At 60.4% G+C, this 18280-nt stretch carries 13 protein-coding genes; 5 read left to right on the top strand and 8 right to left on the bottom strand.

Translation table 11 applies throughout. The features are described from left to right. Positions 1–84: 84 nt before the first annotated feature. From D1224_RS12645 to D1224_RS12625, 5 genes are all read left to right on the top strand, one after another. On the top strand, positions 85–3438 hold the full coding sequence (locus tag D1224_RS12645) for a transglutaminase family protein (RefSeq protein ID WP_119380327.1): 3354 nt from the start codon (positions 85–87) through the stop codon (positions 3436–3438). Between the two features lie 3 nt (positions 3439–3441). Next, positions 3442–5847: a circularly permuted type 2 ATP-grasp protein gene (locus D1224_RS12640; RefSeq protein WP_119380326.1), complete on the top strand. Its 2406-nt coding sequence runs from the start codon at positions 3442–3444 to the stop codon at positions 5845–5847. Between the two features lie 14 nt (positions 5848–5861). Beyond that, on the top strand, positions 5862–6767 hold the full coding sequence (locus tag D1224_RS12635; protein WP_119380325.1) for a transglutaminase family protein: 906 nt from the start codon (positions 5862–5864) through the stop codon (positions 6765–6767). A 100-nt stretch (positions 6768–6867) separates the two neighbouring features. After that, a complete protein-coding gene (gene cpaB, locus D1224_RS12630) occupies positions 6868–7746 on the top strand; it encodes a Flp pilus assembly protein CpaB (protein ID WP_119380324.1) in 879 nt (292 codons plus the stop codon). A 90-nt stretch (positions 7747–7836) separates the two neighbouring features. Next, on the top strand, positions 7837–8196 hold the full coding sequence (locus D1224_RS12625) for a hypothetical protein (protein ID WP_119380323.1): 360 nt from the start codon (positions 7837–7839) through the stop codon (positions 8194–8196). A 25-nt stretch (positions 8197–8221) separates the two neighbouring features. Here D1224_RS12625 and D1224_RS12620 read toward each other — a convergent pair whose 3' ends face one another. The 8 genes from D1224_RS12620 to D1224_RS12585 all read right to left on the bottom strand — a co-directional run bounded on the left by D1224_RS12620 (position 8222) and on the right by D1224_RS12585 (position 18265). Continuing rightward, the gene (locus D1224_RS12620; RefSeq protein ID WP_233350539.1) at positions 8222–9178 is read right to left on the bottom strand and encodes a type II secretion system F family protein; all 957 of its coding nucleotides are present in this window, start codon (positions 9176–9178) and stop codon (positions 8222–8224) included. 5 nt (positions 9179–9183) lie between these two features. Then, positions 9184–10137: a type II secretion system F family protein gene (locus tag D1224_RS12615; protein WP_119380322.1), complete on the bottom strand. Its 954-nt coding sequence runs from the start codon at positions 10135–10137 to the stop codon at positions 9184–9186. Then, entirely contained in the window at positions 10138–11604 is a 1467-nt protein-coding gene (locus D1224_RS12610; RefSeq protein ID WP_233350538.1) for a CpaF family protein, read from the bottom strand. It abuts the gene before it with no gap. After that, entirely contained in the window at positions 11605–12792 is a 1188-nt protein-coding gene (locus D1224_RS12605; RefSeq protein WP_119380321.1) for an AAA family ATPase, read from the bottom strand. Positions 12793–12794: 2 nt separating this feature from the next. After that, a complete protein-coding gene (locus tag D1224_RS12600) occupies positions 12795–14243 on the bottom strand; it encodes a type II and III secretion system protein family protein (RefSeq protein WP_119380320.1) in 1449 nt (482 codons plus the stop codon). Between the two features lie 162 nt (positions 14244–14405). Beyond that, positions 14406–15779, bottom strand: coding sequence for an NAD-dependent succinate-semialdehyde dehydrogenase (locus D1224_RS12595; protein ID WP_119380319.1), 1374 nt, complete (start codon positions 15777–15779; stop codon positions 14406–14408). 33 nt (positions 15780–15812) lie between these two features. Beyond that, complete coding sequence (gene doeA / locus D1224_RS12590) at positions 15813–17045, bottom strand: ectoine hydrolase (RefSeq protein WP_119380318.1); 1233 nt, start codon at positions 17043–17045, stop codon at positions 15813–15815. Next, a complete protein-coding gene (locus D1224_RS12585; protein WP_119380317.1) occupies positions 17042–18265 on the bottom strand; it encodes an aspartate aminotransferase family protein in 1224 nt (407 codons plus the stop codon). Before D1224_RS12585 ends, doeA begins: the two co-directional genes overlap by 4 nt. Positions 18266–18280: the final 15 nt, after the last annotated feature.

The following is an 18280-nucleotide window of genomic DNA, read 5'->3' as shown; positions in this document are numbered from 1 at the left end:
TTGGGCAGCGTTTCCGCTTTCCCGTTCGCGAAACCTCAACATGTAGGCTAGAGAAGAGGGGAATACAGGTAAGGCAGTTTCCTCATGGCCATTCTCGCCAGCATCTATCACCTCACGCATTATAAATACGACCGGCCGGTCACGCTGGGACCGCAGATCATCCGTCTGCGGCCTGCGCCGCAGTCGCGCACCCGGATCGTGTCGCATAGCCTCAAGGTCTCGCCGACCAAGCATTTCGTGAACCACCAGCAGGATCCGTACGGCAACTGGCTGGCGCGTTTCGTATTTCCTGAGCCCGTGCGTGAGCTGAAGGTGGAAGTCGACCTTGTCGCCGACATGACGGTCTACAACCCCTTCGACTTCTTCGTCGAGGAGCGGGCCGAGACCTGGCCGTTCGAGTACGCTGACGAATATGCGCCTGACCTTGAAATCTACCGGCGACCTGACCGGCTGACGCCACTGCTGAAAGCCTTCCTCGACACTATTCCCGAAGACCCGATGAACACGGTCGACTTCCTTGTCGACGTGAACCGGCGGGTAGAGCAGGTCGTTGATTATATCGTGCGTCTGGAGCCGGGTGTTCAGACACCTGAAGCCACGCTTCGTAAGGGTTCTGGTTCCTGCCGGGATTCCTCATGGTTGCTGGTGCAGGTGCTGCGCCGGCTTGGTTTCGCGGCCCGTTTCGTTTCTGGCTATCTCATCCAGCTGAAGCCAGATCTTGCTTCCCTTGATGGGCCTGCTGGCACTGACCATGACTTTACCGACCTTCATGCCTGGGTCGAAGCCTACATTCCGGGCGCCGGTTGGGTCGGACTTGATCCGACGTCCGGCCTTATGACCGGTGAAAGTCACATTCCGTTGGCGGCGACACCGCACTACCAGAACGCGGCACCAATCTCCGGCGGCTTCAGCGGCGACCCTGAGACGGAGACCACGTTCGACTTCGACATGAAGATCAACCGCGTGGCAGAGCATCCGCGCATCACCAAACCCTTCTCTGATGAGAGCTGGTCGGATCTCGATGCATTGGGTCAGAAGGTCGACGCCGTCCTCCAGGAAGAGGATGTGCGCCTGACAATGGGGGGTGAGCCGACCTTCGTTTCCATCGATGATTTCGAAAGCGCCGAATGGAATACCGCTGCCGTTGGCCCGACCAAGCGCGCCCTGGCAGACCAGTTGATCCGCAGGCTGCGTGACCGCTTCGCGCCGGGCGGCATGCTGCATTACGGCCAGGGCAAGTGGTATCCGGGCGAAAGCCTGCCGCGCTGGACTTTCTCACTCTACTGGCGCGGCGACCGCAAGCCGGTCTGGCGCGACGCTGACCTCATCGCCCATGAAGGTGAAGACACCGGAGCGACGGCAGATGATGCGCGCAAGATGACCGAAGCGATGGCGGCCGAACTCGGCCTGCCTGATGAGGTGGTTCAACCTGCCTATGAAGACCCTGCAGAGTGGATCCTTCGCGAAGGCCGGCTGCCAGACAATGTCACACCTGAAAACTCAAAGCTGAAAGACCCTGAGGAGCGCCAGCGCATCGCCAAGGTCTTCGAACGCGGGCTGACAGAACCGGTGGCCTTCGTTCTTCCCGTTCAGCGCTGGCAGGCCAAGGCGGCGACCGCACGCTGGCGCACTGAGAAATGGTCATTCCGGCGCGGCAGGCTGTTCCTGGTACCGGGCGACAGCGCGGCGGGGTATCGCCTTCCGCTGGAAGCGCTGCCTCATCTCGCTCCCTCCATCTATCCCTATATGCATGTGACCGATCCGGCAGAGCCGCGCGGGCCGCTGCCGGAATACTCGATCAATGAGGCAGTCGAGCAGCGCAATGCAGCGCCCGACGCACGCCAGAACGTGTCCAGCCGCACCGAGGCGGCAAAGGGACAGGATGTGCGCCAGCAGCAAATGACTTCGCAGGAAGGCGCCAGCGTTCGCACCGCGCTCAGCGTCGAGGCGCGTGATGGCCATCTCTGCGTCTTCATCCCGCCGACCGAAGCGCTCGAGGACTATCTGGAGCTGGTTTCGACAGCCGAAAAAGCGGCAAAGGCCGTCGGCAAGCCTGTCCATATTGAGGGCTATGCTCCGCCATCGGACGAGCGCCTGAACGTGATCCGCGTTGCGCCGGACCCGGGCGTCATCGAAGTGAACATTCATCCGGCTCATAACTGGGAAGAGTGCGTCGCGACCACCGAAGCCATCTATGAAGAGGCGCGCCAGACGCGTCTTGGCACAGACAAGTTCATGATTGATGGCCGCCATACCGGCACGGGTGGCGGCAATCATGTCGTCGTCGGCGGCGCGAATGTGAACGACAGCCCGTTCCTTCGCCGGCCGGATCTTCTCAAAAGCCTCATCCTTCATTGGCAGAGGCATCCGAGCCTTTCCTACCTCTTCTCCGGCCTGTTCGTCGGCCCGACCAGTCAGGCACCGCGCATCGATGAGGCGCGCAATGACACGCTTTACGAACTTGAGATTGCTCTGTCGCAGATACCCGCGCCGGGGCAGGGGAGCATTCCCCCATGGCTGATCGACCGGCTGCTTCGGAATGCGCTGATCGATGTAACGGGCAATACGCACCGCACAGAAATCTGCATCGACAAGCTGTTCTCACCCGATGGGCCAACCGGCCGTCTTGGCCTTGTTGAGTTCCGGGCATTCGAGATGCCGCCCAATGCGCGGATGAGCCTTGCTCAGCAGCTATTGATCCGCGCCCTGATTGCGCGCTTCTGGAAGAGCCCTGTAGAGGGCACGCCGGTGCGCTGGGGTACGCGGCTGCATGATCGGTTCATGCTGCCGGAATTTGTCTGGCAGGACTTCATGGAAGTGCTGGCAGACCTCAAGACGCACGGCTTCGACCTCAAACCTGAATGGTATGAAGCCCAGTTCGAATTCCGCTTCCCGTTCTGTGGTGAGGTTACCTATGAAGGTACCACGCTGGAGCTGCGTCAGGCGATCGAACCATGGCACGTTCTTGGTGAAACGGGCGCTATCGGCGGCACTGTTCGGTATACGGATAGTTCGGCGGAGCGCTTGCAGGTCAAATTACAATCAGGCGCGCCCGGCCGGTTTGCGGTAACCTGCAATGGTCGGCGCATGCCGCTGACCCAGTCAGCTGGCAGCGCAAGCGAAGTCGCCGGCGTGCGCTACAAGGCATGGGCGCCGCCAGAGTCGCTTCACCCGACCTTGCCGGTGAATACACCGCTTACTTTCGACATCTTTGATACCTGGAGCGGGCATGCGATTGGCGGCTGCGTCTATCATGTCGCGCATCCGGGTGGCCGCAATTATGAGACCTTCCCAGTCAACTCGAATGAGGCTGAAGCCCGAAGGCTCGCCCGGTTCGAGCCGCAAGGACACAAGCCGGGAAGCTTTGTGCCAGAAACCGAAAGGGTTCACCCAGAGTTTCCTCTGACGCTGGACCTGCGCAGGCCGCAGGGCGTCTAAATCATGTCACGGCCCCGGAAGGCAGCAGAAGAAACGCTATTTCGTCTGCTGGCGCAGTACAGGCCTGTGCCGGGCGTCCCGGATGAACTGCTCGACAGTGATGGCCGCATCCGGCCAGTCTGGCAGAACTTCATCTCGCACCTATCCGAGCACGACCCCGACACGCTTCGCCAGATGTTTTCGAGAGGCGATGCCTACCTCAGAAACTCCGGCGTTTTTCTTCGTCAGTACACTGAAGATAGTGCAACAGAGCGGCCATGGCCACTCAGTCATATGCCCGTACTGATTGATACCACGGAATGGGAGGAGATCGCCGGGTCGTTGAAGCAACGTGCCGACCTGCTGGAGGCGGTGGCTGCAGACCTCTACGGTCCGAACCAGCTCGTTGCGGATGGCGCATTGCCCGGACAGCTTATTGCTCAGAGCCCCGAATGGATCCGCCCGCTCGTCGGGGTGAAGCCGCGCGGTGGTTATCATCTCAACTTTGTTGCCTTCGAGATCAGTCGCGGCCCGGACGGCAGGTGGTGGGTCATGAATGACAGGACGCAGGCGCCATCGGGGGCAGGCTACGCACTCGAAACCCGCGTTGCGACTTCCCGCATCTTCGCTGAACACTATGCCGACGCAAAGGTTTACCGCCTGTCCGGTTTCTTCTCCGAGTTCCGCACGGCCTTGTTGAACATGCGAGCCTCGCAGGAGGCGCATGTAGCAATCCTGACGCCCGGCCCCTTCAGCGAGACCTATTTCGAGCAGTCCTACATCGCTCGCTATCTCGGCCTGTTACTGGTCGAGGGGGAAGACCTCACTATCAAACAGGGTAAGGTCTTTGTGCGGACGGTATCGGGCCTACAGCCGGTGGACGTCCTCTGGCGCAGGTTAGACACGCTTTATGCCGACCCACTTGAGCTGGACGAAGATTCACAGATCGGTACGGCGGGGCTGGTCGGGGCTGTACGCCGGGGTAATGTTTCCGTCGTGAACGCACTTGGTGCAGGCATACTTGAATCGCGCGCGCTGCTTGCATTCCTGCCCCGCATATCGAGACGTCTGGCGGGTAAACCGCTCGCAATGCCCAATATTGCGACGTGGTGGTGCGGACAGCCAGCCGAGCGCGAGCACGTGCTCTCAAGGCTCGAGAACATGCTTATCGGACCGGCGCTGTCGACCCGGCAGATGTTCGACCCTGACGAGTCCACGATTATGGGCAGCCAGCTTCGAAAGCAGGGTGCTGACTTCGCGAAACGCCTGATGGATACCGAAGGCGAACTTCTGGTCGGGCAGGAAACTGTGTCGTTCTCAACCTCACCGGCCTGGGTTGATGGCGTGCTCGTTCCGCGTCCCATGAGCCTTCGTGTCTTCATGGTGCGCACGACAGATGGCTGGTGCGTCATGCCCGGTGGCTTTGCCCGTATCGGCTCAAAGACGAATTCGAATGGCCTCAGCATGCAGGCCGGTAGCTCAGTGGCCGATGTCTGGATTGTCAGCGACGATCCGGTGGACACGGTCACACGCCTCGCAAGCGGGCAGGCGAAGGAACCGCGTGCGAAACAGGGGGCACTGCCGAGTAAGGCGGCTGAAAACCTCTATTGGCTCGCCCGCTATATGGAGCGCGCGGAAGGATTCACGCGTCTGAACCGCGCCCGCCACGAACGGCTTGCCGAGGCGGCATCGCCGCAATCTCCGCTTCTAGTTCACCTCACTCGCTATGGCACTTTTATCGGTCTCGACACGCAGGTCTCCATTCCTCCAGCGCTGGAAGGTACGATCCGGTCTGCGCTACGCGCGGCCGAAAGCGTGCGCGACCGGCTTTCGCCGGACGGTTGGGCCGCGATTAACCAGCTAAGCGATCGGCTGGATGACGCCTTGTCACGTAATGTGCCGCCCGGTGATGGCGCAGCGCAGGAAATGGGCGTCCTGTTGCGCCAGTCGAGTGCCTTTACTGGCCTGCTGCAGGACAACATGTACCGCTTCACCGAGTGGCGCTTCCTCAGTCTCGGAAGGTCCATCGAACGTCTTATGGCGCTGTCTTCCGCGCTCGCAAGCTTCCTCGCCGAGGACGCCCCGCTCGGCAGTCTGGACCTTGCGCTGGAATACGCCGACAGCTCCATCTCGCATCGACGCCGTTACGGATTTCAGGCGAGCAGGCCATCAGTTGCCGAGCTGGCCGCTCTGGACGAGCTGAACCCGCGCTCGCTTATCTTCCACCTCAATGAACTTGAGCGGCAGATGAACCCACTCGCGGACTTGATGAAATCGGCCGGGAGCGAGGAATTACTCCGCGATTGCACCACGCTGCGTGAGACGTTCGCGGCGCTTGCGCCGGACGATATCCGCTCTGATTATCTCGCCCAGTTCCGTAAAAAGGTAGCGGCGATTTCTGATGGCCTCACGCGAATATTCATGAGCTAAAAAGCAGTCCTCCCATGCTCTATGATCTCAAACTCAGCATTTCCTATCGCTATGGCGGCATGGTACTCGCGGGACGGCACCTGCTTCACCTCTGGCCGCTGGAGTTGCCGGGCGTTCAGTCGGTGACCGAGCAGGTTCTCACCGTGTCGCCTGAACCTGCTGAACGCAGTGGCTTTCGGGACTTCTTCGGCAACTGGACGAGTGAAGTCGTTTTCGCAGAGGCCCATCAGCGCTTTGAAGCCTGCCTTACCGCTCGCGTACAGCGCTACAAGCCGCCCGCGCCGCAGTCGGTGTCAACCAACCTCGAAACGATGCCTGAAATCATCAGCGGGATAACAAGCCTGGCGCCGGACTCGCCGCTTCACTTTCTCGGTACCACGCCGCGGATCCGGCCAGACTTCGTCCTGCAGGACTATGTTCGGGACCTCGTTCCGCTGGACGCGCCGACACGTCATGTCGTGCACCGGCTAGGCGAACGCCTGCATGAGGAGATGACCTTCGATGCTTCTGCGACGTCGGTCGATACGCGCCACGAAGACGCATTTGCCGCGCGCAAGGGCGTCTGTCAGGATTTCAGCCACATCATGATCGCCGCGCTGCGTAGCGTCGGCATTCCGGCGGGCTATGTCAGCGGATGCCTGCGTACCGAACCGCCGCCTGGCAAACCGCGCCTCGAAGGCGCAGACGCCATGCACGCCTGGGTCCGGGCCTGGTGCGGGCCGGCGCTTGGCTGGATTGAGTACGACCCCACCAATGCGTGCGAAGTTGCGACAAACCATATCGTGATCGCCTATGGCCGGGACTATTCGGACGTCTCGCCGGTCAAGGGCGTCCTGAAGTCGGCGTCCGGACAGGCCGGGTCGCAGGCTGTCGATCTCGTGCCGGTAGAGGAAGAAACAGCGGGCGAGGTTCTTGGTTAAGCGGTCGGGTGAAATGACGGCTTTGCATTTGCGGAAGGTTTAAACCCCGCCGAGCTACCTTCAGCTGGAAATAGCTATCTGGAGGGCCCGCCTCGTGAAAATGTCTCCGATCGTCTCGCTTGTGCTGTCTCTCGTCTTTGGCGGGGCCGCAGTCCTTGGGGCGCGTCTTTGGCTTGGCGGCGGTGATAAGGATGCGGCGCCCGCCGAGATGGTCGAGACCCAACCCGTGGTGATCGAAACCCGCGATGTTCTCGTGGCTGTGCGCGATATTCCGCGCGGCGTCGCGCTGGACCCGGCCTGGTTCGAGACCGAAGCGATCCCGGTGACAGATCTCCCTCGCGGGGCCTTCGAGACGCGCGACGAGCTTGAAGAGACAGGGTTGGAACGTCCGACACTGATTGAGATCTCCAGCGGGGAAATCCTGTCGGAAAAAATGCTGCTCGCCATCGGTATGCGCGCGTCGCTGTCGTCAAAGATCCGTCCCGGCATGCGCGCCTATACAATCCAGATGACTGACGTGTCCGGCGTGGCTGGCTTTGTCCTTCCGGGCGACATGGTCGATATCATCTTTATGGCCAATGATGGCGCAGCGCTCGTGGACGACCTGCCAGTCCGTTCAGGCGGAGCCAGCGCCGAAGTCCTGCTCCAGAATATCGAAGTCATGGCACTGGATCTGAACGATGATGTCGCGGGCAACGACCCTTCGCCATTCCGCACCGCAACGCTCGCCGTCACACTGGAACAGGCCCAGACGCTTTCTGTCGCCGGAAAGTCCGGCACGCTCTCACTAGCCCTTCGCGGCAGCGCCGATGACGCCTATGAGATGGCAGAGGCAGTGCGGCTTCGTTCACCCGCGCCAGCGCCCCGCCAGGTCGCATCGTCCCCGAAACCAGCTGCGCCGCGTCAGCCATCTGGTACCCAGGTCGCCATCATCATGGGCGATCAGGAATCAAAGGTCCGGGTGCCGTCCAGCCAATAACCTGCAGGCGGTTCCCAGCCTCGAAACCGTATCTTGCGGAAAATCCGGCTTTCGCGTTTCATATGGAAGCGCGGCAAGCGGGATGTGTTCATGAGCCTGACACTGATCATTGTTTTGTGCGTCGGGGCAGTCCTCGTGGTCGCGCTCGTCAATGCATGTTGGGCGGCTGAGAAAAGTGCGCCCAGCAAGGCAGGAGTCCAAACGCCCGATGCTGTCATGCTACTGGCAGAGGCAGCGCCTTTGGAGCCTGCCGGTAGCCCGGCCATGTCCATCAGTGAACCTGTTCTGACCCACCCATCCGTGCCTTTGTCCGTACTGATGTCAGATATGTTCGAGCCGGAGCGCGCGCCCGTAGCGGCTGCGGCTCAGCTTACCGCCTCTGCTTCGTTGTCAGCGCGGGTCACTTACGTTCAGTATACCGAAATCATTCTCGTGCGCCGCCGGCATTGACAGCTTTACCGTGTCTTGGATGTACTCAGGCCGTCGCCGCCATGACATCCATCATGCGAACCACCGCAGGCAGCATGAGCACGGTCAGCAGCGATGGAAAAACGAACAGGATCAGCGGAACGACCAGCTTGGCGGGCAGGGCGAGCGCCTTCTCCTCTGCATACAGCATCCGCTTCTCGCGCATGTCGGTCGCGAAGACGCGCAATGTTTCCCCCACACTAGTGCCGAGCTCTTCGGATTGGCGCAGCATGGTGGCGAGCGCGCGCGCCTCATCGAGGCCAAGGCGGTCTGCGAAATGCTTCCACGCTTCGGTGCGGGCTCTCCCGGCGCGGGTTTCGAGGTTCATGATTTTCAGGTGATCGGCGAGGTTCGGATAGCGCTGCGTCAGTTCTTCGGACACGCGCTGGACCGCGCCATCGAGACTGAGGCCAGCCTCGACGCAGGCCACCATCAGGTCCATCATGTCGGGAAATCCTTCACGATACTGGTCCTGAAGACCTGAAAGCTTTTTGTCCAACAGGAAGGACGGGGCCACGAAGCTGATCACGGCCAGACCGCCCGAAGCGAGCATGAGGCCATTGCCCGGCAGCATATGACCATAAAGTGGCCACGTCGCGAGGAGGAGGAGTTGCGGTACGATCAGCGCGATAAAACGGATACCGATGAACAGGTAGGGCGCAGCTTTCGAATAATAGCCAGCCTTGAACAGGCGGGCGCGCAGCTTGCTCAGCGCTTCGGAATTCGGGTCAGAAAAGCGCCGTCCGATTTCCTCGATCATCTGGTCGCGTTTCTGGCTGGCAGTCTGGGCCTGTGCCCGAACGCGGCGTGCCGCATCGCTTTCAAGCCGCTGGGCCATCTTCTTTTTGGCTTTCAGGCCCCGGATCAGTTTCACGCAGACAAATGCAAGCGCAGACAGCGTCACAATCGCAAGAATTGAGACGAGCGCGAAGTCTGCATTCTGCAGGAGGCTGAGCGGCATCATTCCCCTCAGACCTTGAAACTGATCATCTTGCGCATGACGAGATTGCCAATGGCCATCCAAACAAGGCAGCCTCCGAGGCCATACTGGACGAGCTTCTCATCGATGACGCTGCCATAGAAATGGGGGGTCAGCATGTGCATCGCGCCCATGACGATGAATGGCGCCGAGGTCAGAATCAGCGCGGAAGCACGCCCTTCGGATGAGGCTGCCTTGACCTTCAGGCGCATTTTCTGGCGCGCGCGAACCGTCGATGCGTTCACCTTCAGAAGGCTTGCCAGATTGCCCCCGGTGCGCGCTTGCAGGCGCACGGTTGCAGCGAAGAGCTCGACATCCGGCTGCTGTGTGCGCTCGGCGAGTTTCTTCACCGCTTCTTCAAGGCTGGAGCCATAGGCGATCTCATCGGCGGCCATGCCGAATTCAGACCCGATCGGGTCTGGCATTTCGCGGCCGACGAGCGAGACGGCTGTCGGAACCGGATGGCCAGCTTCAAGACTGCGGACAATGATTTCAAGGGCATCTGGCAATTGCTCGCCCAGCTGGCGATCGCGGGCAGCGGCTTTCATCTTGAGGAAAAAGACTGGCAGTACGGTCGATGCCAGAATGCCTGTCACAGGCGTCAGCATAAGACTGGCAGTGAAATAGAACACGGCAGCCGCCGTCACGACGCCGACCGCTAGTGCAATCATCGACCAGGTGACCGGGTCATAGGGCAGTCCAGAACGAGTCACGAGGTCGTTGAACCAGCGAAGCGACAGGCGGCCATTGCCCTCCCTGTCCTGTCCACGCTGACGTCGAAGTTCGACGATGAGGTCGGCAACACTTGCCTGTTTTTCCTGCACGCGCAGCCGCCGGTTCAGTCGCGTCTTTTCTACCGCGCCCTGACCAAAACCGAGGACTGACTGAGCGGCAAGAAACGCCGAAGCGAAAGCCAGCACATAGATGACGACCGAAGTCTCCATCTATTTCCCCGGCACTTCGAGAAGCGGCTTGGATGGGTCGAAATACTCCATGGGAAGCTGGACGCCGCGCCTTTGCATTTCATCGAGGCATTTGGGGCGGAGGCCGGTGGCGCGGAACTCGCCGATAACGGTGCCGTCTTCGCCAGTGCGTAGTCGATTGAACAGGAAGATGTCCTGCATCTGTATGATGTCGCCTTCCATGCCCGTCACTTCGGTTACATGGGTGATACGGCGCGAGCCGTCGGAGAGGCGCTGGGCCTGGATGATGATGCCGATGGCGGATGCGATCTGGCCGCGAACGGCTTCAGACGAGATACGCAGGCCGCCCATCGCCACCATCTGTTCAAGTCGGCTGATCGCCTCGCGCGGATTGTTGGCATGAATCGTCGCCATTGATCCTTCATGGCCGGTATTCATGGCCTGAAGCATGTCGAAGGCCTCTTCGGAACGCACCTCACCCAGGATCACCCGGTCAGGGCGCATACGAAGAGCGTTCTTGACCAGTTCCCGCTGGCGGATCTCGCCCTTGCCTTCCAGGTTGGGCGGACGCGTCTCCATGCGGGCCACGTGCGGCTGCTGCAGTTGAAGTTCTGCGGCGTCCTCGATCGTGATCAGGCGTTCCTTGTGGCTAATCGCCTTGGAGAGGGCATTCAGTAGCGTGGTCTTGCCTGAACCGGTACCACCTGAAATGATGCAGGTTACGCGGCACTTCACGGCGTTAAACAGAAACTCGGCGACCTCTTCCGGCATCGCGCCGAAACCAATCAGCTTTTCCAGAGTGAGAGGTTTCTTTGAGAACTTCCGTATGGAGACGAGAGGGCCATCGATCGCCACAGGCTCGACCGCTGCGTTAACACGCGAGCCATCCAGAAGCCGCGCATCGACCAGCGGCTGGCTTTCATCGACGCGGCGGCCAACGGCAGACACGATGCGCGAAACGATACGGCGAAGGTGGGCATTGTCGCGGAACTTGGCTTCGGAAAGCTCGAGCTCACCGCGCCGCTCCACATAGACCTGTTTGGCGCCATTGATCAGGATGTCAGAGATTGTTGGGTCGGCAAGTAGTGGCTCCAGCGGCCCGAGACCTGTCATCTCATGATAGACGGAGTCCGCAAAATCCAGCACTTCGGCCTGGTTCATCGGGATCCGCTCATCGCGAACGATCTCTGAAACCAGTCGGCCGACCTGCTTCTTCATCTCCGCTTCGTCGAGCTTGTCGAGAACCGAGAGGTCCAGCTCGTCGATCAGCTTGTTGTGCACGCGCAGTTTTGCGTCGAGAAGGTCGAACGAGGTCGAGGCTGAATTTTCTTCCGGCTCGACCTCTTCCTCATCGGCATCATCGGCCGAGAAAAGTGGTCCGTTCTCCGCTGCTGTCTCGACCGTGCTTCGATCGGGCGTTGCGGTTTCATGCTCAGGTTTTTCTGCAGCAGCTGAGTTATTTCGGGAAAGAAGGGAAAAGCGGGCCATCTAGGCTTTCTTTTTGCGCGGGGGCGACTGAACCATGGGGTCGTTGCCTGCCTCGAGGAGGTCGATGAGGCGGCTGATATCCTTCGTGAGGCGATTTCCGGGCTTGGCTTCGCTAACTGCCTGGCCGAAATTGACGGCGGCGAGCGCTGCCTCCCATTCAGAAACGATCGTCGCAAAGACGGGGCGGCCGATCGCTTCTTCTGCCTGTGCTACCGTCACGGTGCCGCCAAACAGCTTCTTCGACATCCGGTTCAGCACGATGCGTGGCTGAACGATGCCTTCGGAGGCGTCTTCGAGATCCTCGGCTCGGCTGCGTGCGGCATGGAGCGCCGGGACGGTCAGCTCGCTCATCACGATATTCTCGTCCGCGCCCGTCACCACAGACGCCATCCAGGGCGATGGCCAGCGGGGCAGGTCAACGATCACATGATCATAGAGGCTGCATGCAACCTCGAGCATCTTGAGGATCGATTCCGGCTTGATCGCATTCCACAACCGATGCGAACGCGGTGCGGCAAGCAGGTCGATCCCGTTCTTGTGATGGGTGATGAAAGCCTGCAGCAGGGCCTCATCAATGCGGTCAGCGGACTGCGTCAGCGCGCTCTGATTGAGATTGGCCGGGCAATTGAGATAGGAGGCGCAGGCCCCATCGAAGAAATCGAGATCGATCAGGCAGACTTTGCCGCGCGTCTCGCGCTGGCTGAGCTGATAGGCAAGCTCAACAGCGACCAGCGTTGCTCCGGCTCCGCCTACAGATGAGGTCACCGTCCAGCACTTGCCAGAAGCGCTATCAGCCCCGGAACTGTCCTGCTTGCAGACCAGCTCCAGCGCCTCGATCAGTGAAGCAGGTGCAATCGGCGGGGGCAGCATGTCCCAGCGCTGCAGTGACATCAGCCGCTTTACCGCGAGGATCGGAATATTCTCACCAATCACGATGCCCGGCAGGCTGGAGGCGGTTTCAGAGACGCGGATCAGTAGTTCGACAAGATCGAACGTGCCGGCATTCTCTAGTACCAGAACGCCGCCGCGCTCAGCCTGCGCCGCTTCAAGCGCGGCGCCCGGGCTCACATGGCTGGTAACGGTGACGGTCGGCAGGTTTGCGCTAGCCGCCACCAATGCCTCGTGCCCACCGGGCGCAAAGACATGAAGGCGCACTGGCCCTGTCGCCTGAAGCGGTGTGGCGCTCATGCCTACTCGCCTCCCATGCCCGGCACATAGCCAAGATCCGGGCGTGAAGACTGGGCGACAGGCTGGGCCGCCACAGGAGAGGGGGCGCGAAGCGTGCTTGTCCCAGCCGACGCGCGGCTTGGGCCTTCGTCGTTATCAAGGTTTCCCAGAAGCAGACGTTCAGCCTCGGAAGGCATGGGATTGTTCGTCAGCGGATCCGGGATGCGCGTCCCAGCCGGTGTCGGCAGGACGAGGCGCGGGGTAATGATAATGATCAGCTCGGTCTCATTCTCGCGGAAACGGTTGGACCGGAAGAGTGCGCCGAGCACAGGCACATCGCCCAGCCACGGCGTCTGAACTGATGTCGTGTCTACCGTATTCTGGATCAGGCCGGCGATCGCAAAGCTTTCGCCATCGGCAAGCTCGATGATCGTGTTCGCACGGCGAACGCTCAGCGCCGGTATCTCGACGCTTGCAAGACGAACCGAGTTGCGCGGATCGAGCTGGCTAACCTCAGGGCTGACTTCGAGGCTCATCCGGTTGTTCGACAGAATGCGCGGCGTAAACTCGAGGCTCACACCGAACTCGCGAAACTCGATGCTGATCGTGTCTTCATCGGCGGCAACCGGCACTGGAAACTCGCCGCCAGCGAGAAAGCTCGCAGTCTCCCCAGAGCGAGCGACAAGGTTCGGTTCGGCCAGGGTGCGGATAACGCCGCGCTCTTCCAGGGCTTCAAGAAAGAAATCGATATTCACCCCGCCAGAAGCGCCGAGCAGGCTGAGGATGGATTTCGGTGCGCCGCCAGAGAGTAGCTCAGAGCCTGTCGCAAAGAGGAAGTCCCCCGCACGGCTGACTTCGCCGCCAATACCGAGTTCCTTCACGTCTTCACGCGAGGCCTCTACGAAACGCACTTCCAGCATCACCTGCTGCGGGCTGTTTACGTCGAGCGCGTCAATCACGGCGTCGGGCGCATAGCTCGCCGCAATCTGCATGATCTCTGCGGCGGTTTCATCATCCGGCACATTGCCGCGCACGTGAAGCCGCTGCGCCACGGTGCGCAGCTCAAGGTCTATCTCCGGAAACAGGGCCGCGATGTCGCCCTGGATCGCGCTAAGATCGTGTTCGACTCGCACATCAATGATCTCGATCAGGTCACCATCATCGTCATAGACAAGAATGTTGGTAGAGCCGATCGTGCGTCCACGGACATAAAGACGGTTGTCAGAGGTCGGCGCTGCATCAGCGATTTCGGGCTGTGAGATCGCAATGCGCGCAAAGGGGCGGCCTACGGCGATGGGCGTAGACCTGTTCACCACCACTGTCAGATCGGTCTGTGCCGGACCTGCCGGCGATGTAGCCGCGTGGTAGACGGCACTACCGGTCTGACGAGGCGCGGGGTCTGCCATCGCACCTGTGGACAGCCCGCAGAGAAGAGAGGCAAAGGTAAAGGCCTGCAAGATGGAGGACGTCATTCTGACCCTCTTGACTGCTTACTGGGCCCGCATTTTTGCGGGCGATCAATAAGCAGGCCTAAGAGCGAGATTTGAAGTCCGACTGAAATGCGCCCGGCAAACTTGAAACAAATTTGCCGTGTCCTGATTAAGTTGTGTCAGGACTTTCGCCCAAGCCTTTGGTCACGCAGGCTTTGCAGGACCGATCCAGACCTGTTGGGCATTCACGAATTCGAGGATGCCATGTGGCCCAAGTTCCCGGCCGAGGCCAGACGCCTTGGTGCCGCCGCTTGGCAGGCGCGGGTCGGTTTTCACGATCCCGTTGACGCTGACCTGACCGGTGTCGAGAGAACTTGCCATCGCTTCGCCGCGGCTGGTCTCAGTCCAGATGCTGGCCGCAAGGCCGTAGCGCGTGTCATTCGCCAGCTCTACGGCGTGGTCTGCGTCGCGCGCCTTCACCAGCACACCGACCGGCCCGAACGTCTCCTCATTGAAGGCGCACATGTCCGGTGTGACATTCGACAGCAGAGTGACCGGATAGAAATAGCCATCACCGTCAGGCAACTCTCCGCCCAGAACGCAGGTCGCGCCCTGTTCGATTGTCTCCTGAACCTGCCGGTGCAGCTCATCACGAAGGTCCGAGCGGGCAATCGGTCCGACATCGGTCTCAGCACTGCGCGGATCACCCAGCTGCAGCGCGGCCAGCTTCTGCTTCATCAATGCTTCTACCTTATCGTAGACGCTCTCCTCAACAATGATCCGCTTGGCCGCGATGCAGGACTGGCCTGCGTTGATGATGCGCGAGAGGGTCAGCACGTCCGCTGCCTTGTCGAGATCGGCGTCGGCCAGGACGATAGACGGATCGGACCCGCCAAGCTCCAGCACGGCAGGCTTGATCGCCGACCCCGCAATCCCGGCAACCGCTGATCCGCCGCGCGAAGAGCCAGTGAAGGAGACACCGCGCACTCTGTCATCGCGGATGACCGCCTCGACGCTCGGCGTCTCCAGGTAAAGCGCCTGGAACAAGCCTTCAGGCGCGCCTGCCTCACGGAAACATGTTTCGATGGCTTCTGCGCAGCCCGGCACATGCGGGTCATGCTTCATCAAACAGGAATTGCCCGCCATCAGGGCGGGGGCGGCGAAGCGGAAGGCGAGCCAGAACGGTGCATTCCAAGGCAGGATGCCTAGAATGGGACCAATCGGCAGGTGCTGCACATAGGACAGGCTCGCATCGGACTCTAGAACCTGCCGGGAGAGATAGCCTTCTGCGTGGTCTGCGTAATGCTCTGCACACCAGGCTGACTTCTCGACTTCGCCGCGACCTTCCTTGATGGGTTTGCCCATCTCCTCGGTCATAATGGGGGCAAGCGTCTCGACATGCTTGCGCATATGGGCTGCGACGGCTCTGAGCAGCTTTGCACGTTCAGCGTAGGACTTGGCCTTCCACTCATGGAAGGCGGCCAGCGACGCCTCGATCTTGGCGTTGACGTCTGCCTCGCTGTCGAGCGCAACTTCACGAACGGTCTCGCCGGTCGCCGGATTGACGGCTTTCAGCATGGATATCTCCTGATCTCGAATATTGGACAGGCGCTAGCTCGCCGGTTGAGCCTGCTCGCCATTGGCTTTCTTCGCAGTCGGCGCGGAAGGCTTTCCCTTCCCGGGTTTAAGCGTGAACTCTTCTGGGAGGGAGAAGAAACTCTCGCACCCTGTTTCGGTCACGTAGAACGTGTCGGAAATGCCGACCGTCTTGTCGCCGTCCACGCCCCAGACCCATGGAATGATGTGGAAGGTCATGCCTTCCTTCAGGATCTGCGGATCGCCCTGCATGAGCGACAGGATATAGCCTTCGTCCCAGCTTGGCGGGAATGCGATGCCGATCGAATAGCCAGAGCGGGTGATGAGTGACCCACCATGAGAACCGGCCGAGATGATGTCCCGCACGATCTTGTCGGCATCCGATACGGTCAGGCCCGGTTGAACCCGGTCGCGCAGCTCAAATAGCGCTTTCTGCATTTGCTCTTCTGCACTGCGCATAGACGGCGACAGCTCTTCCTGCATGACGATCGTGCGCATCATGGCTGTGTGATAGCGTCTGTAGCAGCCTCCAACCTCGAGGAAGACATGTTCGCCTTCCTGAACCGTGCGGCCTTCCCAGGTCGCATGTCCGATCATCGAGCGCGGCCCGGACGTCACGTAAGGCATGACGGCAGGTGGCTCACCACCCGCTTCAAACATGGCGGCCGAGATAGCAGCACCAATCTCGTTTTCGCTGACGCCAGGTTCGGCAATCTCGATACCGGCTTTCATCCCGGCCTCGGTCGCCCGTGCGGCCCGCTTCATGATCTCGATTTCATGTTTGGATTTGCAGACGCGGCCTTCTTCGACGATGCCGAAGCAGTCGAGCAGGCGTCCGCCTGTATAAGCCGAATGGAAGCGGTCCTGTTGATAGGCTGGCAGGAAGTATGAGTTACGCTCATACCCGACGGTCGAATTATACAGCCCTGCCTCACGCAGCGCTTCGATCAGGCGCTGAATAGCGTCGCCATTATCCGCATACGGCCGTGTCTTCTCAACCCATGTGCGGGCATGGACGTTCGACTCTTCCATATTCCGCGTGACCATGAAGCAGTCACCGTCAAGCGGGACAACCAGCGCCTGGAAGAAGGAGTACCCCGTCGTCTGATAGTCAGTAAGGTACATGAGGTTCTCAGGGTCCGAGATAACCACGGCATCCAGGCGGCGGCTTTTCATCCGGTCGCGCAGGTCTTCCAGCCGGCGAGCATACTCTTCAGGTGGAAACGTCATGTCATCGCGATGTCTCATGCGCGCACCAGAGCGGCTTCCATGGCCGCCTCCATAATGTCGAGGCCTTCATTCAGGTCTGCATCGTCAATCGTCAGAGGTGGGATCAGCTTGGCGACGCGCCCTTCGCTGCCACAGCCGCCGAGTAGCAGCCCGTTCTCGAAACACTCGGCGACGACTTTCTTGGCGTATGCGCCGTCCTTGGTGTCGAGACCCTGCATCATGCCTTTGCCGCGCACTTCCATGCCCGGGCGCGCCATCTTCTGCAGGCGTTTTTCCATGATTTCGCCCTTGCGCCGGACGTCGGCCATGAAGGTGTCGTCCTTGAAATAATCCATGGCGACCATGCCTGCGATGAAGGAAATGCCCTGTCCGCGGAACGTGCCCGTATGCTCGCCGGGCGACCAGTGTTTGTCGAATTCCGGCTTATTCAAATTCATCGCGAGCGGCGTGCCGAAACCGCCAATGCCCTTGGCGAGCGTGATGATGTCCGGATCGAGATCCATTTCGTCGAAGCTGAAATACGAACCCGTACGTCCACATCCTGCCTGGATGTCATCGAGGATGAAGAGCGCGCCGCGGTCTTTCGCGAACTTGCGGATTGCTTTCAGCCATTCCGCGTCGGCGACATTCACGCCGCCTTCGGCCTGGATCGGCTCTACAAGGATCGCTGCTGGCGGTTCATAGCCTGACGAGGGATCGGCATAAACTTCTTCCATCCCTTCCAGCGGGTGGCCAAATGGCAAGCGCTCGACATGGTTCAGCGGTACGCCGGCGGCATTGCGGAAATAGGCATTGGCTGTGGCTGCGAGCGCGCCGAGCGTCATGCCGTGAAAGCCATTGGTGAAGGCGATGACCTGCTTGCGCCCCGTCACGCGGCGCGCAAGCTTCAGCGCGGCTTCGACGGCGTTCGTGCCGGTAGGCCCGGTGAATTGCATCCGGTAATCCCAGCCACGCGGGGCAAGGATTGTCTCCGTGAAAGCCTTGATGAAATCCCGCTTGGTCGTCGTCATCATATCGAGGCTGTGGGGAATGCCATCGGCCTCGATGAACTTGATGATCGCTTCCTTCATACGTGGATTATTGTGCCCGAAATTCAGCACGCCTGCGCCGCCAAAAAAGTCGATATAGGATTTGCCGGCCTCATCAGTCTGACGGGCATTGGACGCGGATTTGAACACGGTGGGGTAAGTCCGTGCGTAACCCCTGACATTCGATTCCCAGCGCTCAAACAGGTCCATGACGGTCTCTCCTCG

Source organism: Henriciella barbarensis (assembly GCF_003576345.1).
Classification (GTDB): domain Bacteria; phylum Pseudomonadota; class Alphaproteobacteria; order Caulobacterales; family Hyphomonadaceae; genus Henriciella; species Henriciella barbarensis.
This window is presented reverse-complemented; position numbering and strand designations above follow the sequence as displayed.